We start from the raw sequence: 24,423 nt of genomic DNA on the forward strand, positions 1-24,423 counted from the left end.
ACGCGATGGCGGCCGCCTCCCCGCCCCGGCAGCGCCGCATCTACCGCCTGCCCGAAGGGCACGAGTTCCGCACCGTCACCGAGCAGGTGGCGGCGATCCCGCTCCATTACCCGCAGCGCTTGCGCTGGTGGCTCGGCTTCATCGGCAGCTCGCTGCTCTTGGGCCTTCTGATCGTCTCGGCGGCCTATCTCTTCAGCGAGGGCATCGGCGTCTGGGGCAACACCATCCCGGTGAACTGGGGCATCGCCATCAGCAACACGGTCTGGTTCATCGGCATCGGCCACGCCGGCACCTTCATCTCGGCCCTCCTTCTCCTCACCCAGCAGCACTGGCGCAACTCGCTCAACCGCTTCGCGGAAGCCATGACGCTGCTCGCCGCCACCTGCGCCGCCTCCTATCCCTTGTTCCATCTCGGCCGGCCGTTCTTCTTCTACTGGGTCGTGCCCTACCCCAACACGATGGCGCTCTGGCCGCAGTTCCGGAGCCCCTTGGTCTGGGACTTCTTCGCGTTCGCGACCTACATCACGGTCTCGCTCATCTTCTGGTACATCGGTCTCGTTCCCGATCTCGCCGCCGTGCGCGACCGGGCGACACGCCGCCTGCCGCAGGTGCTGTTCGGCATCTTCGCCCTCGGCTGGCGCGGCTCGGCCGTCCACTGGGAGCGCTGGCGCCGCGCCTATCTTCTCGTCGCGGTCGTGGCACTGCCGCTCGTGGTCTCGGTGCACAGCGGCGTGTCGCTCCTGTTCGCCGTGGGCCAGATCCCCGGCTGGCACACCACCGTTTTTCCGCCCTACTTCGTGCTGGGTGCCGTGTTCTCGGGCTTCGCGGTCGTCATCATGATCGCGATCACGCTGCGGCATGCCTTCAGGCTCTACGATCTCGTCACCCGGCGCCATCTCGAGCTTCTGGGCTTGTGGCTCCTCGCCACGGGCTGGATGACGGCCTACGGCTACCTCGCCGATGCCTTCATGGCCTGGTACTCGGGCGACAGCTTCGAGCGCGGCACCCTTCTCGACCGGCTGGCCGGCCCGTTCTGGCCGATCTACTGGGGGGCCGTGATCTGCAACTTCGTGCCGCTGCAGGCCTTGTGGTTCCCGCGGCCGCGCCGCTCGTCGTTCGTGCTGTTCGTGATCGCGTTCCTCGTCACGGTCGGCATGTGGTTCGAGCGCTACATGCTCGTGATCTCGGGCCTGTTCCGCGATTTCCTGCCGTCGTCCTGGGGCGGCTACGTGCCGACGTTCTGGGACTGGGGCATCTTCTTCGGCCTCATCGGCTTCTTCCTGTTCTTCTTCTTCCTGTTCGTGCGCTTCCTGCCGGCGGTCTCGATGTTCGAGATCAAGGAAGCGGTCTGGGAGGAAGAGCATGACACCTGAGCTCTACGGCCTCATGGCCGAGTTCGACCACCCGACCGGGCTCGTGGCCGCGGCCGAGGCCGCGCGCGAGGAAGGCTACCGGGCGCTCGACGCCTACACCCCGATCCCGGTCGGGGATCTGGGGCCGCTCCTGGGCGATCCCGGCAGCCGGCTGCCGGTCCTGACCTTCATCGGCGGCGCGCTGGGTGCCGCGGGCGGCCTGTTCATGCAGTGGTACGCCGACGTCATCGACTACACGATCAACATCGGCGGCCGCCCGCTCGCTTCCTGGCCCGCTTTCGTTCTGCCCGCGTTCGAGCTCGGCGTGCTGGGTGCGGTGGGCTTCGCCGTCTCCGGGATGCTGATCGCGAACCGGCTGCCGCGCCTGCACCATCCGGTGTTCGCGGTCGACCGCTTCCGGCTCGCGAGCGAGGACCGCTTTTTCTTGTGCATCCGTGCCGACGACCCACGCTTCGACCGCAAGGACACGCGGGCCTTCCTCGAACACCAGGGTGCCAAGCACGTCCACGAGGTGCCGGCATGCTGAAGCAGCACCTGCCCCTCGTCCTGCTCCTCGGCGTTCTCGCCGCCTGCGACCAGCGCATGGTCAACCAGGCGAAGGACAAGGCCTACAAGGAGGCGGCGGGCCTGCCCAAGCACATGACCCTGCAGCCGCCGCCGGAAGGCACGGTGGCGCGCGACGAGGCCGCCTACCGGCAGGCGCTCGCTACCCGCCCGCCCATGACCATGGCGCTGCTCGAACGCGGCCGCGAGCGGTTCGGGATCTACTGCTCGCCCTGCCACGGCCGGCTCGGCGACGGCAGCGGCATGATCGTCCAGCGCGGCTTCCCGCGCCCACCGAGCTACCACGACCAGCGCCTGCGCCAGGCCCCGGACCGCCACTTCGTCGACGTCATCACCAACGGCTTTGGTGCCATGTACGGCTACGCCGCCCGCGTGCCGCCGGCCGACCGCTGGGCGATCGTGGCCTATATCCGCGCCCTCCAGCTCAGCCGCGACGCGCCCGTGGCCGCGCTGCCGGAGCCGCTCCGCGCCACGCTGGAGGCGCAGAAATGAACGGCGCCGAGCGCCGGCTGCTGATCGCCTGCGGCATTGGCGCGCTCGCGGCCATCTCGGGCTTCCTGCTCGCCCCGCGCGCCCTGCTGCAGGCCTATCTCGCGGCCCTGCTGTTCTGGGCGGCGCTGCCGATCGGGGCGCTCGGCTGGGTGATGTGCGAGCACGTCACCCCCGGCGACTGGGGCCGGCCGATCCACGAGACGCTCGCCGGCGCCTGCCGCACCCTGCCCGCGACGGGGATCGCCTTCCTCCCGATCCTCCTGGCCCTGCCGCTGCTCTATCCCTGGGCCGCCCCGGCGACGGCGGCCCGCTTCGCCGACAAGGCGTTCTGGCTGACCCCCTGGTTCCTCGTGCTCCGCACCGTGCTCCATTTCGGGATCTGGTCGCTCCTCGCCTTCGCCCTCCTGCGCCGGCCGCGCGGCGGGACCTGGGCGCTGGGCGGAATCGGCCTCGTCGTCCTCGTCGTCACCGGCAGCCTCGCCGCCGTCGACTGGCGCCTGTCGCTCGAGCCCGGCTTCGCCTCCTCGGCCTATGGTCTTCTCTTCCTCATGGAGTGCGGGCTCGAGGCGCTCGCGTTCGCGATCCTGATGGTGCTGCTCGCCCCGCCTTTCCCGAGCGAGCGGCAGCGCCGCATTCTCGCCGCCGTCCTCGTCGGCGTCGTTCTCCTTTGGGCCTATGTCGCCTTCATGCAGTATCTCGTGATCTGGTCCGGCGACATCCCGCGCGAGGCCGACTGGTATGTGAAGCGGGCCCGAGAACCCTGGCTCTGGCTGCTGTGGGCCGCCACCTGGCTGCAGGGCATCGTCCCCTTCCTCGCCCTTCTCCTCGGCAGCGTGCGCGGCAGCCGGCGGGCGATGCTGGTCTTGTGCGCCCTGATCCTTCTGGGCCGGCTCGCGGACGCGCTCTGGCTGACGCTGCCGGCGTTCCCGGACGCGGGCTGGGGGACGCTTCTCCTCGCCCTGGCACTCGTGATCGGCCTCGGCGGGGCCTGGCTGCTCCTGTTCCTGCGGCTCCGGCGCGACGAGCCCGTGTCCCTGCCGGCATCCTCGGAGGTGCGCCATGCCTGAAGCCCGGGCGGCCAGCGCCGTGCAGGAAGGCAGCGAGGCCCATGCGCGCGCCATCTTCTTCGGCGGGCTCGCGGTGCTGGCCCTGATCGTCCTGATCGGCGCGGGCTTGTGGCTGCTCGCGACCCGCTTGCAGCGCTGGCACGCGGCGGGGCAGCCGCCGGCGACCCCGATCGAGACCGCAACGATCGCGCCCCCGCCGCCGCGGCTCCAGGTCTCGCCGGCCTCGGACCTCGCCGCGTTCCGCGCCCACGAGGAGGCGGAGCTCCACAGGCTCGGCTGGGTCGACCGGCAGGCGGGCCGCGCCCGGATCCCGATCGAGGATGCGATGCGGCTCCTGGCCGCGCACGGCTGGCCGCAGACGCCGGAGCCGCCGCCATGAGGCCCCTGCGGCTCGCCGTGCCGCTGCTCGCGGCCCTTCTTCTCGCCGCCCCGGCGCGCCCACAGACGCTGCAGGACCGGGCCGCGGTCGATCCGCCCCTGGGCGCGCAGGTGCCGACCGCCCTCCCCTTCCGCGACGAGACCGGCCGCTCCGTCCGGCTCGCCGCCCTGCTCGGCGCCGTGCCGGTGATCCTGGCCCCGGTCTACTACACCTGCCCCAATCTCTGCGGCGTGACGCTCGCCGCCCTGCTCGCGGGCTTACGCGACACGCCGCTCGCCCCCGGCCGGGACTACCGCGTGGTCGCGGTCAGCATCGACCCGGCCGAGGGGCCGAAGGATGCCGCCGTCGCGGAAGAGAAGGCGCTGACGCAGTTCCCCGAGGCCAGAGCCGCGGTCCGCTTCCTCACCGGCGATGCGGCTCCGGTCGCGGACCTGATGCGGGCGATCGGCTACCGCTACCGCCGCGACGACGCCATCGACCCGTTCACCCATGCCGCCGGCGCCGCGGTGCTCGCCCCCGACGGCCGCCTCGCGCGCTGGCTGCCCGGCATCGGCTTTGAGCCGCAGGATCTCCGCCTCGCGCTCGTCGAGGCGGGAGAGGGCCGGATCGGCACGCTCGGCGACCGTCTGCTCCTGCTCTGCTCGCACTTCGATCCTTTGACCGGCCGCTACACGGGAGCAGTGATGAGCCTCGTGCGCGGGCTCGGCGCCGGCACGGCACTTCTGCTCGCGGGCACGCTCGGCGGCGCTTTCCTGCGCGAGCGGCGCCGTTCCGGCCGCGAGCGCGGAGACGGCTGATGGCGCTCGCACCCGTCGAGCTCTGGCCGGCCTCCGCCTCGGCTTACGCCCGCGAGATCGACAGGCTGATCTGGTCCTATACCGGCCTGATCCTGTTCCTCGCCGTGCCGATCATCGCCTGCCTCGTCGTGTTCGCGATCCGCTACCGCCGCGGCTCGGACGCCGACCGCAGCAACCCGCCGGTCCACGGGCTCCGGCTCGAGCTCGCCTGGACCGGCCTGCCCTTCCTCGCCACGCTCGTCTTCTATTTCTGGGCGGCCGACCTCTACTCCCGCCAGTGGGTGCCGCCCAAGGACACGCTCGACATCGCGATCGTCGCCGAGCAGTGGATGTTCAAGGCCGAGCATCCCGGCGGCCAGCGCGAGATCGACGAACTGCACGTCCCGGCCGGCCGGCCCGTGCGCCTCGTCATGACCTCGCAGGACGTGATCCACAGCTTCTACCTGCCGGCACTCCGGCTGAAGCAGGACGTGCTGCCCGGCCGCTACACCACGCTCTGGTTCGAGGCCGACACGCCCGGCACCTATGCTCTGCGCTGCGCCGAATATTGCGGCAGCGAGCACTCGGCCATGGGCGGGCGGTTCGTCGTCCTCTCGCCCAAGGACTATGCCGCCTGGCTCGCCACCTTCTCGGTCGACCGCACGCTCGCCCAGGAAGGCGAGGCCCTGTTCCGGCGCCTGGGCTGCAGCGGCTGCCACGGGGCCCGGTCGGTCGCCCGCGCCCCCAGCCTCGCCGGCATCTCCGGCAAGCCGCAGCCGCTCGCGGACGGCTCGATCGTCATCGCCGACGAGCAGTATGTGCGCGACAGCATCCTCCAGCCCAAGCGCCAGGTCGTCGCCGGGTTCGCCCCGATCATGCCGAGCTTCGAGGGCCAGATCGGCGAGGAGGACCTCGTCCGCCTCGTGGCCTACGTGAAGTCGCTCGCCGACGCCTCAGCCGAGGCCGCACCACCCGGTGCCGCCGTGGAGCCACCGCGATGAGCATCGCCAGCGCCGATCTCGCCTTCGCTCCTGCCGGGGAGCAGCAGCCCAGCTATCTCTCCGCCGGTCACTCCTTGCGCTCGTGGCTCTTGAGCACCGACCACAAGCGCGTCGCCGTGCTCTATCTCGTCTCGGTCACGGGCTTCTTCTTCCTGGGAGCCATTGCCGCCGCCCTGATCCGCCTCGAGCTGATCACGCCGGCGGGCGACCTCGTCAGCGACGACACCTACGACAAGTTGTTCACGCTGCACGGGGTCATCATGGTCTGGTTCTTCCTGATCCCCTCGATCCCGGCGACGTTCGGCAACTTCCTGATCCCGCTCATGATCGGGGCGACGGACCTCGCCTTCCCGCGCCTCAATCTCCTCTCCTGGTACATCTACGTCCTCGGCGGCCTGTTCACGGCCTACGTGCTGCTGGCAGGCGGGGTCGACACGGGCTGGACCTTCTACACCCCCTTCAGCTCGCTGTTCTCGAACACCCACGTCGTCGCCGCCGCCTGCGGCATCGTCGTCGTCGGCTTCTCCTCGATCCTGACCGGGCTCAACTTCATCGTCACGATCCACACATTGCGGGCACCCGGCATGACCTGGTTCCGGCTGCCGATCTTCTGCTGGTCGCACTACGCGACCTCGGTGATCCTGGTCCTCGCCACGCCCGTGCTCGCCATGACGCTGCTGCTCGTCGTCGCCGAGCGCGTGCTGGGCTTGGGCATCTTCGATCCGAACAAGGGCGGCGATCCCCTCCTGTTCCAGCATCTCTTCTGGTTCTACAGCCATCCCGCGGTCTACATCATGATCCTGCCGGGGATGGGGGTCGTCACCGAGCTCGTCACCGCGTTCGCGAAGAAGCGCGTCTTCAGCTACGCGTGGGTGGCGTTCGCGAGCATCGCCATCGCCTTCATCGGCTTTCTCGTGTGGGCACACCACATGTTCGTGGCCGGCATGTCGCTCTATGCCGGCCTCGTCTTCTCGTTCATGAGCTTCGCCGTCGCCGTGCCGTCGGCGATCAAGGTCTACAACTGGACCGCCACCCTCTACAAAGGCCGGGTCTCGCTCGATGCGCCGCTCCTCTACGCGCTCGGCTTCATCGGCCTCTTCGTGATCGGCGGGCTGACGGGCCTGTTCCTCGCGAGCCTCGCCGTCGACGTCCACGTCCACGACACCTACTTCGTCGTGGCGCACTTCCACTTCATCATGGTGGGGGCCACCGTCCACGCCTATTTCGGCGCGCTGCACTTCTGGTGGCCGAAAATGATCGGCCGCCTGTACCCCGAAGGCTGGGCCAAGGCGGCGGCCCTTCTCGCCTTCTTCGGCTTCCTCGTCACCTTCTTCCCGCAGTTCATCCTGGGCTACGCGGGGATGCCGCGCCGCTACCACGCCTACCCACCCGAGTTCCAGGTTCTCCACATGATCTCCTCGGGCGGAGCCGGCGTCCTGGGCCTCGCCTATCTCCTCCCCTTCCTCTACCTCCTGTGGTCGCTGCGCTGGGGAGCCCCCGCCGGCGACAATCCCTGGGGTGCGGCCGGCCTCGAATGGCGCACCACCTCCCCGCCGCCGCGCTGGAACTTCGCTGCCCGGCCGGTCGTGACCTGGGAGGCTTACCCGTATCAGGATATGCCAAAGCCGGAGGCCGCCCGTGGCGACTGAGGCCCTGCCGCCGCTCGCCGAGCCGTTCGCCGACCGGCGTCAGCAGCGGACCGCCGACGAGCTCGGCATCTGGCTCTACATGGCGACCGAGATCATGATGTTCGGCGCCCTGTTCCTGGGTCTCGCCCTCTACCGCGTCACCTGGCCCGCCGCCACGGCCGAGGCGAGCCGGCATCTTCTGAAGTGGATCGGTGCCGCCAACACGGCCGTGCTGCTGACGAGCAGCCTCACCATGGCGCTCGCTGTGCTCGCGGCCCGCGCCGACCGGCAGGGTCGCTGCGTGCTGCTGCTGCTCGCCACCGCAGCGCTCGGCCTCGCCTTTCTCGGCATCAAGGCCTACGAGTACCACGACGAGTACACGCAGGGTCTGATGCCGTTCGCCGGTCCCGGCTTCCCGCTGCAAGAGCGCGGCACGGAGCTGTTCTTCGACCTCTATTATCTGGGCACCGGCCTTCACGCCCTGCATCTCGCCGTCGGCATCGTGCTCGTCGGCGGGCTGGCGCTGCGCCTGCTCGTGGACCGGGCACTCCTGCCGGACCGGGCGGTGACGGTCGCCGTCATCGGCATCTTCTGGCACCTGATCGACATCGTCTGGATCTTCCTGTTCCCGGTCCTCTATCTGGTCGCGAGGTGAGCGCCCTTGACCCGCAGCGAGACCTTCACCTTCGTCGCCGTCTACCTGGCGCTGCTCGTGCTGCTCGCTGCCACCACGGCTGCCTCCTTCGTCGACCTCGGCGTCTGGAACGCGGTGGTCAATCTCGGCATCGCCGCGCTCAAGGCCGGACTCGTCGCCTGGTTCTTCATGGAGCTCCGCCGTGCGGCAGCTCTGGTGCGGCTCGCTGCCGTCGCCGGCCTGTTCTGGCTCGTCCTCCTGTTCGGCCTCGGCTTTGCCGACTTTTTGACCCGCACGCGCTTTCCGAGCTGAGCCGCTTGCCCGCCGGCGCGATCGGGCGGAAGCTGGCAGGACAGGAGGCTCGCCGCGAGCTTCCGCGCGAAGGGAGGAACACCGATGCGGCGCCCGATCGTGACGATGTTGCTGGCGGTGTCACCGCTCGTGCCGGGATGGGCGCAAGCGGTGCCGGGACCGGCGCTGGCCGCCGATGCTCCCCGAACCGCGCCGGCGCCGCCGACACGGCCGGGGCCGGATCTGTATCGGCTCGCCGGCGGCCGGCTCCACGTCACCTACGCGACCACCGGCATCGCCGGCCGACCGTCGCTCACCTACCGGGACGGCACGCGCACCCTCCGGTTCACGGGCAACCAGATCCGGGTCCAGGATACGGAGCTCGGCCAGCTCGTGACGGTGACGCTCCGGCTGACGGTGGACACGGGCTCGACGACGTTCACGCTTCTCCTGCCGCACGTGAACCTCGAGACGAGCACCAGTGCCAGGATCGACACGATCGGCATCACGACCATGCATCGCTTCTCCGTGATCCCGAGCTTCCGGCAGGGTCAGGCCGATCTGTACGGCATCACCCGTCTGCAAGGCACGGCGCAGCTCGTGCTCTTCCGGCACGGATGATCCTCCGCCGGTGCGCGGTGGCTTGCGGGCCGGACCACCACGCACCGGTCCGACGCCGCCGAAAATGCATTTTCACCCGCGCCGGGTCGGCCCTGCTCCGCCCGAAGCGACGCCATACGGGAAGCGGCCGGGATCCTTCGTTCGGGCAGGGGAAGACGGGCAGGGCGCTGCCCGATGCTCCGGGCCGCATCCGCGGCCGGAACGTGGCCGGCACCCGTCCGGCGAGCGAACGCTTTCCGGTGAGCCACCTTGAAAGCCGCTGACATTCCACACGCGGCAAAGGTACTCTCCCCCTCTGGAACGCACGATCGCGGGAGGCCCGCATGCGTCTGCCCTTCCATGCTCTGAGCATTGCTCTCGCCACCGTGGCCCTGCCCGGAACGGCCGGTGCGCACGACTGGTACCAGGGGCTGGTCTCGCCGCATGGGGTGGTGTGCTGCGGCAACACCGACTGCCGGCCGGTGCCCTATCGCGTCGACGCCTCGACCGGAAAGGAGGAGATCGAGGCGAACGGGAGCTGGTGGCCGGTCGAGTACGACAAGGTCCTGAACCTCTCCACACCCGACGGCGGCGCCCATGCGTGCTGGAGCAACCCGCGCGGTCGGCCGGAATTCCGCTGCATCATCCTGCCCGGCATGGCGAGCCTGACGCTGCCCGTGACACCCGCCGTCGTCGGGCGTTGAGATGTCGTCGCGGCAGCGGCTCGCTCATCTGCACGAGCGCCATGGTCCCGTACCGGCATCGCGCGGCTGCCCCCGAAGCGGGCTCTCGCCCGGCGGGCAGGAGCACCCGGCCACTGTTCCACCCCGGCTACACTGCCCGGGAAAACGCGTTTTCCGCCAGGGTCGAAAACGCGTTTTTGCCCCGATCACGCCATTTCGCGTGTATCAGCATGGTCGAGCATCAACACCGGGGATCCGTGTGTCCATGGCCGAGCCTCAGAACCTGGTCGCCCTGTTCGAGGAGTATGCCGCGCTCGCCGAAGCCGTGCAGCGGCGGATCATCGAGATCGACAACAAGCCCGAGCAGAAGAAGAAGCTCCGCCTGTTTCCCACGCGCGAGGCGGCCGAGCTTTTGGGCATCTCCGACAGCTATCTGCGCCGCCTCGTGCTCGAGGACGGCGAGCTGCCGCAGGGCGAGGCGCTCGGCCCCAACCGGCGCGGCTTCCGTCTCGAGGACGTCAACCTGATCCGCCGCCAGCTCCTCGCCCGCACCGGCGATCCCCGCTACCGGGCCGGCCGCGACCCCGCCGCCGGCGACCGGCTTCAGGTCCTCACCTTGTGCAACTTCAAGGGCGGTGCCGCCAAGACCACGACGGCCGTGCATCTGAGCCAGTACCTGGCGCTGCGCGGCTACCGGGTCCTGCTCATCGACCTCGACAGCCAGGCTTCCGCCACCGGCATCTTCGGCTTTCATCCCGACGAGGACCTCGCCGAGGAGGACACGCTCTACGGCTTCATGCGCCCCAAAGGCCGCCCGCTCGCCGGGCTCGCGCGTCCCACCTATATCCCCGGCCTCGACCTGATCCCGGCCAATCTCGGCCTCTACCGGGTCGAGTTCGAGCTGCCGGTGCGGCAGATGAAGGAGACCAACTTCCGCTTCTGGCGCCTCCTGGCCGATGCGATCCCGAGCCTGGACGAGCGCTACGACGTCGTGGTGTGCGACTGTCCGCCGTCCTTGGGCTATCTCACCATCAACGCGCTCTACGCCGCTACCGGCCTGATCGTGCCGGCCCCGCCCTCCATGCTCGACTTCGCCTCGACGGGCCGGTTCTTCCGCATGATGGCCGACACGCTCGCCGACATCGAGGCGTTCGAGGGCGGCCCGCCCAAGCGGCTCGACTTCGTGCGCATCCTGCTCACCAAGGTGCACACCACCGACAAGAACCAGCAGCGCATCGCCGCTTGGATGACCGCGACCTTCGGCGACCGGCTGCTCGATGCGCGCATGGCGCACACGACGGCACTCGACCAGGCCGGCAACGTCAAGCGCACCCTCTACGAGCTCGAGCCCGGCTCGGGTCGCAAGGCGCAGGAGCGCGGCGTCGACTTCATGGACCGGGTCAACGCCGAGATCGAGGCGCTGATCCAGGCACAGTGGCAGCGCCGCCGGGCCGGGCAGGAGGCCGCCTGAGCATGCCGCGCGACAAGGCCACGCTGGAAGAGCTCGACGCCGCCATCGCCGATCTCGGCCGCAGCGCCGCGCAAGGCTCGCCCCCGCCCCGCCCGCGCCGCGGGATCGTTCCCATCTCCGAGCAGGTGCGCGAGGTCGCGCGCGCCACCGGCGAGGCCTACGAGGACCTCAAGGCCGAGATGGAGCGCGCCGCCGCCGAAGGGCGGCTCGTGATCGAGGTGGAACCTGCCGAGATCACGGACAGCGCGCACCGCGACCGCGACGAGCGCGCCTTCGGCGATGCCGCCTTCCTCGAGCTCGTCGCCTCGATCCGCGACGAGGGCCAGATCGCTCCCGTGGCGCTGCGGCGCCTGCCGCAGGGTGGCTACGAGACCGTGTTCGGCCACCGCCGGGTCCGCGCCTGCCGCACGCTCGGCCGGAAGGTGCGCGCGGTGGTGCTCGAGGGCGACGACAAGGCGCTGGTGCGCCGGATGCTGATCGAGAACGCGGTCCGCCGCGACCTCTCGCCGATCGAGAAGGCGAAGGCCTGGCAGCGCCTTCTGGCCTCGGGCCTGTTCACCCGTCAGGAGCTGGGGGCGACGCTGCAGGTCACACCGCAGCAGATCAGCAACGTCGTGGTGCTGGCCGGGCTGCCGGACGAGCTGCTCGAGCTGGTCGGTGACTGGCGCGAGCTCGGCATCAACGCCGGCCGGCGGCTGCTCGCCGCCTTCGAGGCCGCCGGCCGCCGCCTGCCGCCGGCGCTCGCCGAGCGCGTGCGTGCCGCGGGCGGGGGTGCCGCCAAGCGGGCGCAGCTCCTGACGCGTGGCCTCGTGGCCGCCGGTCGGGAGGAAGGGGAGGGGACGAGCGAGCTGATCCGGGCGCGCGACGGCCGCAGGCTGGCGCGGCTCACCCGCGCCGGCGGCCAGCTCGTGCTGCGCTTCCAGCCCGACCTCGACGAGGCGGTGGTCCGCGCTCTCGTCCGCCGCCTGCCGGAGCTGCTCGACGAGCTGCAGCCGCGACGCTGAGGCCGGCTGCCCGGCCGGGCCGGCAGGCATCGCCGACGAGGCTCGCGCGGGCGCGCTCTCGACCCGACCGCTGCGAGCGCCGGCGCCGGTCCGCGGCAGCGAGCATCGCTCCCGCCTCCGCCCGGATCGGGCTCCGGCCCTCGTCGTGCCGGCGGCTTCGGATAGACGCAGGCAGCGCGCGGCACAGCCGCCGGACCACCGTTCTGCGTCCGGATAAAGGATAAAATTCTTCGGGAATTTGTCGCGCTTCGCGGGGGACGCGCCGCCTTTCCGGCCGGCGCTCACGGCGTGAGCGCGGCCTCTTTCGTTCCGCTTTCGCCCGGCGTTCGCCTGCGTCTCATCCCTGGCTGCCGGGCAGGCGGCACGGACGACTTGTCCACCGGGATCTGGTCGCGCCGGCCCGGTTATCCTCCGGGATCTGGTCGCGCGAGCGCCGAGTTATCCACCGAAACGGGTTCGGGATCTGGTCGCGCCCGGCCGCGGATTCGGGACTTGGTCGCGGCGACCTTCGGGATCTGGTCGCGCCGCACCTCTTTATAAGCAAAAGATTCGAATCAAAATAATACCGCGGCGCCCCCGACCTCGGCGCGACCAGATCCCGAATCGACGCGCGCTCGCGTCCAACGTACATTCGGCAACGTTCCGCTCCGGGCGAGGCTGACGAACCGGCGATGGCTAGCGAGCACGACCTGATCCTGCGCGATGGTCTCGAAGCGGCGCTCGCGCGCACGAACGATGCGAGGGTGCGTGCCAATCTCAGGATCGCGGCCGACATCCTCGTGCAGGAGGTCGAGAACCCGCAGGCCATGGCCTACCTGCACTCGATCCTGTGCACGATCTATCTGCCGCACCGGCGCACCGATCCCGAGGAGATCTGGCAGCGCTCCAACGGCGACGGGGCGACCTTGATGATCCAGCCGACCCGCGACGAGGAGGGACGCTGCTACGGCGTGCCCTACGGCTCGACCGGCCGGCTGATGATGATCTACCTGCAGAACGAGGCCTACCGGAACCGCTCGCGCCGCGTCGAGCTCGGCCGCTCGATGCACGCCTGGCTCAGGGCGATGGGCTGCGACAGCTCGGGCAAGGGCTACAAGGCGGCGAAGGAGCAGGCGCTGCGCATCGAGCGCTCGCTGGTCTCGGTGAGCTATACCGGCCTCAACGGCAAGGAGCGCTGGCAGGACACGATCATCCGCGGCAGCTTCAATCTCTGCCACGATCGCGAGAGCGACCAGTTCCCGCAGCTCGTGGAGCTGTCCGAGAGCTTTTACGATGCGCTTTTGCGCCATCCGGCCGTCCTGTTCGAGCCCGCGATCCGTCACCTCGCCGGCAAGAGCCTGGCGCTCGATATCTATGTCTGGCTCGCCTACCGGCTGCACGCGCTGCACAAGCCCACCCTCGTCTCCTGGCGGGCGCTGCATTCGGCCTTCGGCCCCAATTACGGCCGCGAACGCGACTTCCGGCTCAAGTTCAAGGAGTCGCTCGAGGCAGCTCTTCTGGTCTATCCGCAGGCCGAGCTCGACGTCGAGGAGCGCGGCCTGCTTTTGCGTCCGAGCGCGCCGCCGGGACCGCCGCGCTCGGTGATCTATCTCCAGCGCCAGCGCCGCCTGGAGCGGCAGCAGCAACGGTTTGCGGACCAGCGCCAGCACCGGCTCGACCTGCCGTGAGCCCGGATCGGGCGTGTTTCGTCCCGTGACCATCGTCGGCGGCCGCCGACAGTATCTTGTCGGAGGCGAGGAGCGGGAATGCCGGCGAGCATCGTGCTGGTCTGTCCCGGTCCGGCAACGAATCCGTCACGAACAACGGAACGCGGATCGGGACGTTTCTTCCTTTCAGGCGCTGCTTTCAGTCCCGCGAACGGGACGGGGGAACTGCCGGGCAACGCCGGTGCGAACGGCCCTGCGGCCTCCCGGCGATGCGGGTCCGCCTTCCCGTGGCGGATCGGTCTCGGTCAATTCACGATCGTTATCACGCCAAGCTCCTCGCCGCCGCCGACGTGCCAGTTCCAACCGTCACCATCGGCATTGCGGATCGTGGCGCGCCGGGCTCGGTTCGGCCCGGAGGCCCAGATATGGCCTTCCCATCCCTGGGGCAGCGTCTGCGTCCTGCTGACATTCCAATTGCAGATGAACAGGAAGCAGGTTTCATACTCCACGGTGTGCGTGATGTCCCCCCGATAGGGGGAGGCCGTGGAGTCCATGTTCTCACTTTCCTCCACGACGGTTCCGTCACCCGTCCGGTTCGTCCAACAATAATCGAAGCTCGTCCATCTCGTATCGCAAGACAGCATCTTCCATGCGGTCCTGCCGCCGCGTCGAGCGGTCATGCCGACGGTGTCGTTGGCCGGAAGGAGGACGGCTTCCCGCCTCGGGTTGCCTTCCAGCTCCCTCCGTTTCACCTGCTCGGAGCGGTTCTGTGCGTCGATCAGCCTGGCGGGGGCCGGCCGACCGCCGGTCAACGCCCGGTATTTTTCCACGGCATCGAGACGCGCCAGGTTCTCGATCTTGACCCCATTGATGGCATCCACACTGTGCCCTTCCTGGTTTCTTGCTCGATGCTTGGCAAGGATGATGAGCTCGCCCGGCGCCAGCTCGTGAAACTCGACCGAGCTGCCATCGGCGAAATGCAAATTGGCCAGTGGCGTATCGACCGACTTCTGCCGCCGCTGCTGGTCCGCTTGCGCGAAGCTTCCCGTCGCGAGAATGCAGGTCACGACGGCCGAGGCGAGCAGCGTTTTGTTGGCTGCACGAAGCATGGATGTTCTGTTCATGGATACCCCTGACACTGTATCTCTGTCTTTCCTGACCGACACCGCTCGATTTCCACCGCTCCATCACGCCGTGGCGTAGTCTCGAGCGGGATGTTCGGATCGGCTGCTTGCCCGATGTATTCGATCTCGGGAGGCATTGCTGTGAACCACTTCACAGTTCGCATCGAAATCTGGCCGGGCCTGCCCGGACGACGGCGTGTGGCCGATCGAAGTCGCGATCGCGCCGGAGGTTTGCGGCACTTCCTTGCCAGCCGATCGACCCGACGCGACGCCGTCCCGGGCGGACGCGAGACGATGGGGAGGCCGGCCCGGGGCAGGCGCGGCACGACCTCGCTCGGGACATGACGGCTCGTGGCCTGCACCGGAATCCCCGGGCGAGCGGGGAGAGCCCGGCTTTCTCCCCGAACGGCCCCGCTACGTCGGCAGCTTCCCGTCCGGCGACCGGGACGAAGAGGGAGCCCACGGGTCGCGGGCGTCGCTCCCGGATGCGCCTGGGCGGGTGTGACGGCTGTCACGGAGCGGGGCCGCGACGCATCGTAGAGACCGGGCCATCCCATGAAGAAGCTCGGAGGCTATCGATGCGATCGAAGACCCTGATCCTGACGCTCGGCCTTGCGGCCATGCTGCCGATACCGACCGGCGCGGCACGTGCCGCGGACGAGGCCACGCTGCGCCGCGGCGCCTATCTCGCCAGGATCATGGATTGCGCCGGTTGCCATACCCAGGGCGCTCTGATCGGGCAACCCGATCCGAAGCGGCACCTCGCCGGTTCGGATATCGGCTTCGGCATTCCGGGGCTCGGCGTGTTCTACCCACGCAACCTCACGCCCGACCCGGAGACGGGCCTGGGCGCCTGGAGCGAGGTCGACATCGTGCGCGCCGTGCGCACCGGCCAGCGCCCGGACGGCCGCGAGCTGGCGCCGGCGATGCCCTGGCGCTCCTACGCCGCGCTCAGCGACGCGGATGCGGCAGCGCTCGCCGCCTATCTCAAGAGCCTCGAGCCGGTCCGCAACGAAGTGCCGCCGATCGCCGGCCCGTCGGAGAAGCCGGCAGCGCCCTATCTCACGGTCGCCGTGCCGTAGGGCCGCCCGCCTCAGGTGCGCTCGGGCAGGAGGTCCAGGGGCTCCTGACGCAGCGCCCGCGCGAGCCGTGCGGTGTCGATACCGCGCGTGTAGCCCCAGCGCTCGGCGACCGGATCGGTCCCCGGCGGCAGGGGCCACTCGCCCGGCCAGAAGGTCTCGGCGGCAAGCCCGCCGGGACCGGCGCGGAGCCCGGCCAGCTCCACGGCCTCGGCTTCGGTCTGGCCGCGGAGATGCTGGGCGAGATCGACGGCGCGTTTCGCGTAATCGGGATGGAGCAGCCCGAAGTCCGGCGTGTACTGATGATCGAAGATCGGGGCATGCTCGCGACCGTCGTTCCGAACGAGGAGGACGGTGTCGGGTGGGATCAGCACCCGTGCGCCGGGGAAGAACATGTCGCCGGTCGCCCGTGCTCCGGCATAGCAGCGGACGCCGAGGCCGCCGGCCAGATAGCCTTCGATCGGGCGGGGCAAGGTGCAGCCCGCGGCGAAGCGCTGGAAGTAGTCGACGACGGCGCGGACGAAAGCATCGTCGCGCCGGAGATCGCCCGTGTTCAGCGCCTGGACCAGCGCGCCCGAGCCCTCCGCCATCGGCAGAGATGCCCTGCCGCGAGCCGGCCCGCAACGGCGACCGCACCGAGAGCGCCGGCGCGCTCAGCCCGTCAGCAGCGTCTCCAGGATCGCTCGCAGCGCCGCCATGTCGCGGGCGACGTGGTCGGCGCCGCAGGCCAGAAGCCGCGGCGCGTGGTCGGCGGTGTCGACGTGCCCGCCGCCGGTGAAGCCGATCACGGTCATGCCGGCGGCCCTGCCGGCGCGCACGCCGGCTTCGCTGTCCTCGACCACGACGGTCCGGGCCGGTGCCGTGTCCATGACGACAGCGGCGTGGAGGAAGAGGTCGGGTGCCGGCTTGCCGCGGGCGACCATGCTCGAGCTGAAGAGGTGCGGGGCGAAGCGGTCGTAGAGGCCCGTGATCTCGAGCGAGCGGCGGATGCGCTCGGGATGGCTGGAGGAGGCGACGCAGTACCTTGCCGGCAGCCAGTCGAGAAGGGCCGCGATCCCCGGCATCGGCGCGAGCTCGCGCTCGAACGCCGCGAGGAGCGAGTCGCGCAAGCGCTCGCGAAAGTGCGGGGGCAGAGGCCTTGCCAGCGCCGCCTCCACCGCGCGCATCATGTCGGGCGTGCTGATGCCGAGGAATCGGTTGCGCACCTCCTCGGCCGAGATCGGGTAGCCGGCCCGGGTCAGGCTCTCGGCGGTGATGCGGCAACTGATCGGCTCGCTGTCGACCAGCACCCCGTCCATGTCGAAGACGACGAGATCGACGGCGCGGCCGGCCACCGGGACGCCTCAGCTCATCCAGTTGCCGCCGTCGACGTTGAGTGTCTGGGCGACGATGTAGTCGGCATCGGCCGAGGCGAGGAACACGGCGGCACCCACCATGTCCTCGGGCCGGCCCATCCGGCCATAGGGCACGGCTGCGCCGACCCGGCGCTTCTTTTCGCCGATGGGCAGGTTTTCGTATTTCGCGAACAGGGCGTCGACATGGTCCCACATCGGCGTGTCGACCACGCCGGGAGCGATGCCGTTGACGTTGATCTTATACTTGATGAGGTCGAGGCCGGCACTCTGGGTGATGCTGATCACGGCGGCCTTGGTGGCGCAGTAGACCGCGACCAGGGCCTCGCCGCGCCGGCCGGCCTGGCTCGAGAAGTTGATGATCTTGCCGCCGCGGCCCTGCTTCACCATTTGCGCCGCCGCCGCCTGCAGCGTGAAGAGCAGGCCCTTCACGTTGACGGCGAACTGCTTGTCGAAGCTCTCCTCGGTGATCTCGAGGATCGGCGCCATGTCGAAGATCCCGGCATTGTTCACCAGGATGTCGAGCGAGCCTGCCTTCTCGACGACCGTTTCGATCGCGGCGTCGATGGAATCCCTCCTGGTCACATCCAGCCGCACGGCGAAGGCGCCGCGGCCGATCTCGTTCGCGAGGGCCTCGGCCTCGTCTGCGAGGAGGTCGGCCACGACCACGCGCGCGCCCTCGTCGGCATAGCGGCGGGCGATGGCGGCACCGATGCCGCGCGCCCCGCCGGTGATCAGCGCTACCTTGTTCTCGAGCTTCATCCGAATCGCCTTACCAGCAGGTGTAGCCGCCATCGGCGAGCACGATGCTGCCGGTGAGCAGGCTCGACGCATCCGAGGCCAGGAACAGCACGGTGGAGGCGATCTCGTCCGGCTGGCCGACCCGGCCCATGGGCGTCATCTCGATCCAGGTCGGGTACATGGACTGGTCCTCCATCCCGAACCGGGTGAGCGGGGTCTCGATGTAGGTGGGGGCCACCGCGTTGACGCGCACACCGCGCTGCGCCCATTCGCAGGCGAGCGATTTCGTGAGGTGGTGCACGGCGGCCTTGGAGGCGTTGTAGAACGACTGCGGCTGCGGCTTGTTGACGATGAAGCCCGACATCGAGCCGATGTTGACGATCGAGCCCTTGCCCTTCGCCAGCATCTGCCGGCCGAAGGCACGGCAGCACCAGAAGACGCCATCGAGATTGACGTCCATGTGGAAGCGCCAGTGCTCGTCGCTGGTGTCCTCGGCCCTGACGTTGCTCTTGGCGACCCCGGCGTTGTTGACCAGGACGTCGGCGGGGCCGAGCTCACGTCCGACGCGGGCCGCGATCTCGTCCACCTGCGCCGACTTCGTCACGTCGAGCACCATCGGCACGGCCCGAAGGCCCAGCCCCTTCAGCTCCTGCGCCGCGGCCTCGGCGCGCTCGCCCAGGAGATCGGTCACGACCACCGTGGCCCCGGCCTCGCCGAGCGCTTGCGCGCAAGCCAAGCCGATGCCCTGGCCGGCGCCGGTGACGACGGCGACACGACCCTTGAGGTCGTATTTCTCGAGATACATCGTCGCTGGTTCCCTTCAGCTCGCCTTGCGCGCGGTCGGGCGCTTCATGTCGGCCAAGGGATGGCGCTCGGCGCGCTCGACCGCGAGGCCGTCGGCATCGAACAAATGGCAGTGCAGCGGGTTGAGCCGGACGGCAATCCGCTCGTGCACGCGGGTCGGGATCTCGCCGTCGGCCTGGATGACGATCATGTCGCCGCCCTGGATCTGGGTGTAGAGGAAGGTCTCGCCGCCCAGGCGCTCGACCACCATCACCTCGCCCGCGAGCTCCCCGGCCTCGGCGGGCCGCAGATGCTCGGGCCTGACACCCAGCATGACGGGATCGCCCGGCTGCAGCCGGCCCGGCAGCACCGGCACGGTGACGGTGCCGCCGCCGGGGAGCTGCACGGTGGCGCCGCCGCGCTCGATCGCGGTCACGGTGACGGGCAGAAAGTTCATCTTCGGGCTGCCGATGAAGCCCGCGACGAACAGGTTGCGCGGGTGGTGGTAGAGCTCGAGCGGCGAGCCCACCTGCTCGACCACACCGCCCTGGAGCACGACGATCTTGTCGGCCATGGTCATGGCCTCGACCTGGTCGTGGGTGACGTAGATCATGGTGGCGTTGAGCTGGTCGTGCAGGCGGGCGAGCTCGATCCGCATCTGGACGCGAAGGGCCGCATCGAGGTTCGAGAGCGGCTCGTCGAACAGGAACACCTTGGGCTGGCGGACGATGGCGCGGCCGATCGCCACCCGCTGGCGCTGCCCGCCCGAGAGCTCCTTGGGCTTCCTGTCGAGCAGCTTCTCGAGCTGCAGGATGCGCGCGGCCTCGGCGACCTTGACGCGGCGTTGCTCTTTGGGGACTCCCGCGAGCCGCAGGGAGAAGCCCATGTTGTCGGCCACGGTCATGTGCGGGTAGAGCGCATAGGTCTGGAAGACCATGGCGAGCCCGCGCTCGGAGGGTGGCACGTCGTTGACGCGCTGCCCGTCGATCAGAAGATCGCCCGCGGTGATCTCCTCGAGGCCGGCGATCATGCGCAAGAGCGTGGACTTGCCGCAGCCCGAGGGACCGACGAAAACGCAGAACTCGCGGTCCTCGATCTTGAGGTCGACACCTTTGATGACCTCGACGTCGCCGTAGCTCTTCCTGATGTCCTTGAGCGTGACGGTGGCCATGGGCTTGCTCCTGCCTTCCTACTTGACGGCGCCGAAGGTGAGGCCGCGCACGAGCTGGCGCTGGCTCATCCAGCCGAAGACCAGGATCGGGGCGATGGCGACCGTGGAGGCGGCCGAGAGTTTCGCCCAGAACAGACCCTCGGGGGCGGAGAAGGAGGCGATGAAGGTGGTGAGCGGTGCGGCGTTCGAGGCGGTGAGGTTGAGGCTCCAGAAGGCCTCGTTCCAGCACAGGATGATCGAAAGCAGCGCCGTGGAGGCGATGCCGGGAAGGGACAGCGGCATGAGCAGCAGCCAGACCTCCTGCTTGGGCCTGGCCCCGTCCATCCGGCCGGCCTCCAGGATGTCCTTGGGCACCTCCTTGAAGAAGGTGTAGAGCATCCAGACCACGATCGGCAGGTTCATCAGCGTGTAGACGACGACGAGCCCCCAGCGCGTGTCGATCGCACCGGTGTTCTTGAACAGAAGGTAGATCGGCACCAGCACCCCCACGGCCGGCATCATCTTGGTCGAGAGCATCCAAAGGAGCAGGTCCTTGGTGCGCTTGCCGGGGAAGAACGCCATGGCGTAGGAGGCGGGCACGGCGATCAGGATGGCAAGCGCGGTGGCCGCGAACGAGACGACGATGCTGTTGAGCGCGAAATGGACGTAGTCGGCGCGCTCGCGCACGGTGATGTAGTTCTCGATCGTCGGCGTGAAGAACAGGTCGGGCGGCGTCTTGATCGCCTCGATCTCGGTCTTGAAGCTGGTCAGGACCATCCAGAAGATCGGAAAGAAGATCAAGAAGGCGGCGAGCCAGCCGACGATGGTGAGGATCAGTTTGTCGCGGGTCTTGCGCTGCATGGCCGTCTCCTCACTCGGCGACGTTCTTGGCAATCGCGCGGACCAGGAAGGCCGCGACGATGTTGGCGAGCACGACGGCGATCATGCCGCCGGCGGACGCCATGCCGACGTCGAATTCGAGGAGCGCCCGCTGGTAGACCAGAAAGGCGAGGTTGGTGGAAGCGAGGCCGGGACCGCCCGAGGTCGTGACCAGGATCTCGGCGAAGACCGAGAGCAGGAAGATGGTCTCGATCATGATGACGACGCTGATGGCGCGGGCGAGGTGCGGCAGGATGATGAAGAAGAACATCGCGAACGGTCCCGCACCGTCCATGCGCGCCGCCTCTTTCTGCTCGTTGTCGAGCGACTGGATGGCGGTGAGCAGGATCAGAAGGGCGAAGGGCAGCCACTGCCAGGCGACGATGATGATCACCGAGGTGAGCGGCAGGTTGCCGAAGAAATCGACCGGCGGGAACCCGAGCGAGCGCGCGACGAAGGCGAACAGGCCGTTCACCGGGTGCATCAGCATGTTCTTCCAGATGAGGGCGCTCACCGTCGGCATGACGAAGAACGGAGCGATGGCGAGCAGGCGCGCCACGCCGCGGCCCCAGAACTCCTGATCGAACAGCACGGCGAGCAGCGTGCCGAGCCCCACCGTGATCACGAGCACCCAGAACACGAGGTAGAGGGTGTTCAGCATCGCCGTCCACAAGGACGGGTCGGTGAGGAGGTAGCGGTAGTTGTCGAGCCCGGCGAACCCGGAGAGCATCGGGTTCAGGAGGTTGTAGTACTGGAACGAGAACCATAAGGTCATCGCCAGCGGCACGATCATCCACAAGAACAGGAGACCGACCGAAGGGGCCAGCAAAGGCAGCGTGTTGACGCTGCGACGGCTGCGCCCGCCGGCCGGAGCGGCGGCAGGGGCGGTGACGGTGGTGCTGCTCGCCATGGAGGGGCCTCCCGGCTCTCCTTCGGGTAAGGGTCGCCGGCGGGCGGTGGGGGATGCCCGCCTGCCGGCGACGGGGCAGAGGCCTACTTGATGTAGCCGGCCTGCTTCATGGTGCGCTCGGTGGCGCGCTGCGCGGTCTCGAGCGCCTGGTCGACCGTGACCTGACCTGCGAGGGCCGCGGCGATCTGCTGGCCGACCGTGGTGCCGATGCCCTGGAACTCGGGAATGGCGACATACTGGATGCCGACATAGGGCACCGGGTCCTTGGTCGGGTGCGTGATGTCGGCGTTGGCGATCGACTCGTAGACCACCTTTGCGAAGGGTGCTGCCTTCTGGTACTCGGGGTTATCGTAGGTCGATTTCCGCGTACCCGGAGGTGCCGAGACCCAGCCTTCGGTCTCGCCGACGAGCTTCACGTAGTCCTTGGAGGTCGCCCACTTCACGAACGACTTCGCGGCCTCGACCTTCTTCGAGGACGAGGGGATGCCGAGCGCCCAGGCCCAGAACCAACCGCTGCCGTTGCTCGTGACCTCGACCGGGGCCGGGGCGAAGGCGGTCTTGTCGGCGACCTTGCTTTCCTTGGGGTTGTAGATGTAGCCCGCGGCCGAGGTGGCGTCGACCCAGAGCGCGCAGTGGCCGGTGGCGAACAGCGCCCGGTTCTCGTTGTGGCCGTTGGCGGTGGCCCCCGGCGGCCCGTAGGCCTGCATGGTCTTGACGTAGTAGGTGATCGCCTTCTTCCACGGCTCGCTGGTGAGCTGCGGCTGCCATTTCTCGTCGAACCAGCGGCCGCCGAACGCGTTCACCATCGGTCCGACGAAGGCCATGTTCTCGCCCCAGCCGGGCTTGCCGCGCTGGCAGAAGCCGTACTGCTCCTTCGACTTGTCGGTGAGCTTCGCTGCGAACTCGGCGAGCTGGGTGTAGGTCGGCTTCTCCGGCATCTGGATGCCGGCAGCGTCGAACAGATCCTTGCGGTAGAAGGTGAACGAGCTCTCGGCGTAGAACGGCACGGCGTAGAGCTTGCCGTTGGCGGAAAGCCCGTCCTTCACCGTCTTGATCATGTCGGCGTAGTCGTAGTCCTCGCCGAGATCGTCCAGGCTGTCGAGCCAGCCTTGCTTGCCCCAGATCGGCGCCTCGTAGGAGCCGATGGTGATGATGTCGAACTGGCCGCCCTTGGTGGCGATGTCGGTGGTCACGCGCTGGCGCAGCACGTTCTCCTCGAGCACCACCCAGTTCAGCTTGTTGCCGGTGGCCTGCTCCCACTTCGGCGCCAGCTTCTGCATGATGATCATGTCGGAGTTGTTGACCGTGGCGATGGTCAAGGTCTCCGCGTGCGCCATGGCGGTGGCGCCCAAGAGGGCGGCGGTGAGCGCTGCCGCGAGCCGCGACATCTTCATGACGGTGAGATCTCCCCGATCGTTGCTGAGCATATGCTCGGCTCATGAGCAATTAGCAGCAAACGGTGACGTCCTGTCAAGCGGCTCGGTGCTCGCCCACTGGAGGTGTCAGGCGAAGAGGCCGCACGGCGCGAGGCAGCTCGCCGGCGTCGCTGGGAGCGGCAGGCATGCCGGTTGGCCGGGTCCTGGCCGACACCGAACATGTTGGTCGTTGAATCCGTTGTCTTTCTCGCATGCGTTCGGGCAATTTCGCGTTCGAGGCGCGCGATTCCCGCCGTGCGGCCAGCCCATGGCCGGACCTGGAATACCATCCTGGCCGACGCTCGCGGACGAGACGGGGTCACCCGCCCGCGAGCACGGCGCGCGCCGTCGCCTCGTCGGTGATGAGGCCGGCGACGAGCCGGCCGCGCAGGGCGGCGCGGATCGCCGTCACCTTGCGCGGGCCGCCGCCGACCGCGATCGCCCGCTCGGCCTTGAGCTTCGAGAGCGGGATGCCGGCGACGAGCGCGTTGGTGCCGCCCTCGATCAGCCGGCCGTGGCTGTCGAACGCCCAGCCGGCGAGCTCGCCCACGGCACCGCGGTCGACGAGATCGGTGATCTCCTGGTCGGTCACGAACCCGTCGCGGTGGATGGGGGCGTTCCAGGCGATCTCGCCGATACCCAGGAAGGCGGCCTGCGCGGTCTGCGCCAGTTCCAGGATCACCTGGAAGGAGTGCTGCATCTGCAAGAGCTCGCGCTCGGCCGGGCTGCTCGCCACGACGGGGGTCGGCATCGGGAAGCACTGCGCGCCGGTGCGCTCGGCGAGGCGCATCACCACCTCGAACCCGCCGGCGCGCCCGTCGCGGGTGATGGCGCCGATGAGCGAGGCGAGCTTGTGCTGCGGTGCTGCGACCTGTGGCAGCTCACCCGCCATGGCGCGGAGCGTGCGGCCGGTCGAGAAGGCGAGCACGGTGGGCGCTTCCTGGAGCAGCAGCCGCTCGAGCAGCTCGGCCGCGGCGATGGCGATGGCGGGGGTGGGGTCGGCCGCGGCGGAATCGGTCGGCACCACGTCGCAGTAGAAGAGGTCGAAGCGTGCGCGCAACGCCTCGGCCAGCGCCATGCCCGCGGCGAGCGGATGATCGAGCCGGAACTTGATGAGCTTGCTGCTGACCGCGGTCGAGATCAGGCGCTGGGCGGCTTGGCGCGAGACGTTCAGCTTCTCCGCGATCTGGTCCTGGGTGTTGCCGGCGACGTAGTAGAGCCAGGCGGCGCGCGCGGCGAGATCGAGCTTCCTGTCCTGCCTCCGTGACCGGTGCATCTCCACCTTATCGTTCCCTGGCGCTGGTGGTCGGGCGAATGCTCAGACGATAAACAATTGCCAGCCACAAGGGAATCGTCTTCAATGCGCGCGGCAAGGGAGGCG

26 protein-coding genes are annotated in these 24,423 nt (G+C 69.0%); 16 read left to right on the forward strand and 10 right to left on the reverse strand.

Features of this window, described 5'->3' with window-relative positions:
* The first annotated feature begins 5 nt into the window (after positions 1-5).
* The 15 genes from nrfD to U1T56_RS12515 all read left to right on the forward strand — a co-directional run bounded on the left by nrfD (position 6) and on the right by U1T56_RS12515 (position 13,630).
* Entirely contained in the window at positions 6-1,373 is a 1,368-nt protein-coding gene (gene nrfD / locus U1T56_RS12445; RefSeq protein ID WP_418159803.1) for an NrfD/PsrC family molybdoenzyme membrane anchor subunit, read from the forward strand.
* Entirely contained in the window at positions 1,363-1,899 is a 537-nt protein-coding gene (locus U1T56_RS12450; protein ID WP_418159804.1) for a DUF3341 domain-containing protein, read from the forward strand. Before nrfD ends, U1T56_RS12450 begins: the two co-directional genes overlap by 11 nt.
* On the forward strand, positions 1,893-2,429 hold the full coding sequence (locus tag U1T56_RS12455; RefSeq protein WP_418159805.1) for a c-type cytochrome: 537 nt from the start codon (positions 1,893-1,895) through the stop codon (positions 2,427-2,429). The genes U1T56_RS12450 and U1T56_RS12455 overlap by 7 nt, the downstream gene beginning before the upstream one ends.
* Entirely contained in the window at positions 2,426-3,496 is a 1,071-nt protein-coding gene (locus U1T56_RS12460; RefSeq protein ID WP_418159806.1) for a hypothetical protein, read from the forward strand. The genes U1T56_RS12455 and U1T56_RS12460 overlap by 4 nt, the downstream gene beginning before the upstream one ends.
* Positions 3,489-3,875 carry a hypothetical protein gene (locus tag U1T56_RS12465; protein WP_418159807.1) on the forward strand — a complete coding sequence of 129 codons (387 nt, stop codon included), beginning with the start codon at positions 3,489-3,491 and terminating at the stop codon, positions 3,873-3,875. The genes U1T56_RS12460 and U1T56_RS12465 overlap by 8 nt, the downstream gene beginning before the upstream one ends.
* Positions 3,872-4,672, forward strand: a complete 801-nt coding sequence (locus U1T56_RS12470; RefSeq protein ID WP_418159808.1) for an SCO family protein — start codon at positions 3,872-3,874, stop codon at positions 4,670-4,672. The genes U1T56_RS12465 and U1T56_RS12470 overlap by 4 nt, the downstream gene beginning before the upstream one ends.
* The gene (coxB, locus tag U1T56_RS12475) at positions 4,672-5,652 is read left to right on the forward strand and encodes a cytochrome c oxidase subunit II (RefSeq protein ID WP_418159809.1); all 981 of its coding nucleotides are present in this window, start codon (positions 4,672-4,674) and stop codon (positions 5,650-5,652) included. The genes U1T56_RS12470 and coxB overlap by 1 nt, the downstream gene beginning before the upstream one ends.
* Positions 5,649-7,301 carry a cytochrome c oxidase subunit I gene (locus U1T56_RS12480; RefSeq protein ID WP_418159810.1) on the forward strand — a complete coding sequence of 551 codons (1,653 nt, stop codon included), beginning with the start codon at positions 5,649-5,651 and terminating at the stop codon, positions 7,299-7,301. Before coxB ends, U1T56_RS12480 begins: the two co-directional genes overlap by 4 nt.
* A complete protein-coding gene (locus U1T56_RS12485; RefSeq protein WP_418159811.1) occupies positions 7,291-7,935 on the forward strand; it encodes a cytochrome c oxidase subunit 3 in 645 nt (214 codons plus the stop codon). The genes U1T56_RS12480 and U1T56_RS12485 overlap by 11 nt, the downstream gene beginning before the upstream one ends.
* A 6-nt stretch (positions 7,936-7,941) precedes the next feature.
* Positions 7,942-8,226, forward strand: coding sequence for a cytochrome C oxidase subunit IV family protein (locus U1T56_RS12490; protein WP_418159812.1), 285 nt, complete (start codon positions 7,942-7,944; stop codon positions 8,224-8,226).
* Positions 8,227-8,310: 84 nt separating this feature from the next.
* The gene (locus tag U1T56_RS12495; protein WP_418159813.1) at positions 8,311-8,826 is read left to right on the forward strand and encodes a hypothetical protein; all 516 of its coding nucleotides are present in this window, start codon (positions 8,311-8,313) and stop codon (positions 8,824-8,826) included.
* A 323-nt stretch (positions 8,827-9,149) separates the two neighbouring features.
* Positions 9,150-9,509: a hypothetical protein gene (locus U1T56_RS12500; protein ID WP_418159814.1), complete on the forward strand. Its 360-nt coding sequence runs from the start codon at positions 9,150-9,152 to the stop codon at positions 9,507-9,509.
* Positions 9,510-9,753: 244 nt separating this feature from the next.
* A complete protein-coding gene (gene repA / locus U1T56_RS12505; protein ID WP_418159815.1) occupies positions 9,754-10,959 on the forward strand; it encodes a plasmid partitioning protein RepA in 1,206 nt (401 codons plus the stop codon).
* Positions 10,960-10,961: 2 nt separating this feature from the next.
* Positions 10,962-11,963 (forward strand): ParB/RepB/Spo0J family partition protein, encoded by a 1,002-nt coding sequence (locus U1T56_RS12510; RefSeq protein WP_418159816.1) that lies wholly within the window; start codon positions 10,962-10,964, stop codon positions 11,961-11,963.
* A 671-nt stretch (positions 11,964-12,634) separates the two neighbouring features.
* Complete coding sequence (locus U1T56_RS12515; protein ID WP_418159817.1) at positions 12,635-13,630, forward strand: replication protein RepA; 996 nt, start codon at positions 12,635-12,637, stop codon at positions 13,628-13,630.
* A 284-nt stretch (positions 13,631-13,914) separates the two neighbouring features.
* Here U1T56_RS12515 and U1T56_RS12520 read toward each other — a convergent pair whose 3' ends face one another.
* A complete protein-coding gene (locus U1T56_RS12520; protein WP_418159818.1) occupies positions 13,915-14,733 on the reverse strand; it encodes a hypothetical protein in 819 nt (272 codons plus the stop codon).
* A gap of 578 nt (positions 14,734-15,311) precedes the next feature.
* On the opposite strand from U1T56_RS12520, the gene U1T56_RS12525 reads away from it, so the two are divergent.
* A complete protein-coding gene (locus U1T56_RS12525) occupies positions 15,312-15,815 on the forward strand; it encodes a c-type cytochrome (protein ID WP_418159819.1) in 504 nt (167 codons plus the stop codon).
* Between the two features lie 11 nt (positions 15,816-15,826).
* Here U1T56_RS12525 and U1T56_RS12530 read toward each other — a convergent pair whose 3' ends face one another.
* From U1T56_RS12530 to U1T56_RS12570, 9 genes are all read right to left on the reverse strand, one after another.
* A complete protein-coding gene (locus tag U1T56_RS12530) occupies positions 15,827-16,402 on the reverse strand; it encodes a hypothetical protein (protein ID WP_418159820.1) in 576 nt (191 codons plus the stop codon).
* A gap of 63 nt (positions 16,403-16,465) precedes the next feature.
* Complete coding sequence (locus tag U1T56_RS12535; protein WP_418159821.1) at positions 16,466-17,146, reverse strand: HAD family hydrolase; 681 nt, start codon at positions 17,144-17,146, stop codon at positions 16,466-16,468.
* 9 nt (positions 17,147-17,155) lie between these two features.
* On the reverse strand, positions 17,156-17,926 hold the full coding sequence (locus U1T56_RS12540) for an L-iditol 2-dehydrogenase (protein ID WP_418159822.1): 771 nt from the start codon (positions 17,924-17,926) through the stop codon (positions 17,156-17,158).
* Between the two features lie 10 nt (positions 17,927-17,936).
* Complete coding sequence (locus U1T56_RS12545) at positions 17,937-18,710, reverse strand: SDR family NAD(P)-dependent oxidoreductase (RefSeq protein ID WP_418159823.1); 774 nt, start codon at positions 18,708-18,710, stop codon at positions 17,937-17,939.
* A gap of 15 nt (positions 18,711-18,725) precedes the next feature.
* On the reverse strand, positions 18,726-19,859 hold the full coding sequence (locus U1T56_RS12550) for an ABC transporter ATP-binding protein (protein ID WP_418159824.1): 1,134 nt from the start codon (positions 19,857-19,859) through the stop codon (positions 18,726-18,728).
* A gap of 18 nt (positions 19,860-19,877) precedes the next feature.
* On the reverse strand, positions 19,878-20,699 hold the full coding sequence (locus U1T56_RS12555; protein ID WP_418159825.1) for a carbohydrate ABC transporter permease: 822 nt from the start codon (positions 20,697-20,699) through the stop codon (positions 19,878-19,880).
* Positions 20,700-20,709: 10 nt separating this feature from the next.
* Complete coding sequence (locus U1T56_RS12560) at positions 20,710-21,627, reverse strand: carbohydrate ABC transporter permease (RefSeq protein WP_418159826.1); 918 nt, start codon at positions 21,625-21,627, stop codon at positions 20,710-20,712.
* A gap of 83 nt (positions 21,628-21,710) precedes the next feature.
* Positions 21,711-23,021, reverse strand: a complete 1,311-nt coding sequence (locus U1T56_RS12565) for an ABC transporter substrate-binding protein (protein ID WP_418159827.1) — start codon at positions 23,019-23,021, stop codon at positions 21,711-21,713.
* Positions 23,022-23,361: 340 nt separating this feature from the next.
* The gene (locus tag U1T56_RS12570) at positions 23,362-24,318 is read right to left on the reverse strand and encodes a sugar-binding transcriptional regulator (protein ID WP_418159828.1); all 957 of its coding nucleotides are present in this window, start codon (positions 24,316-24,318) and stop codon (positions 23,362-23,364) included.
* Between the last annotated feature and the right edge of the window lie 105 nt (positions 24,319-24,423).

It is taken from the genome of Benzoatithermus flavus, from assembly GCF_037908215.1.
Classification (GTDB): Bacteria; Pseudomonadota; Alphaproteobacteria; order Geminicoccales; family Geminicoccaceae; genus Benzoatithermus; species Benzoatithermus flavus.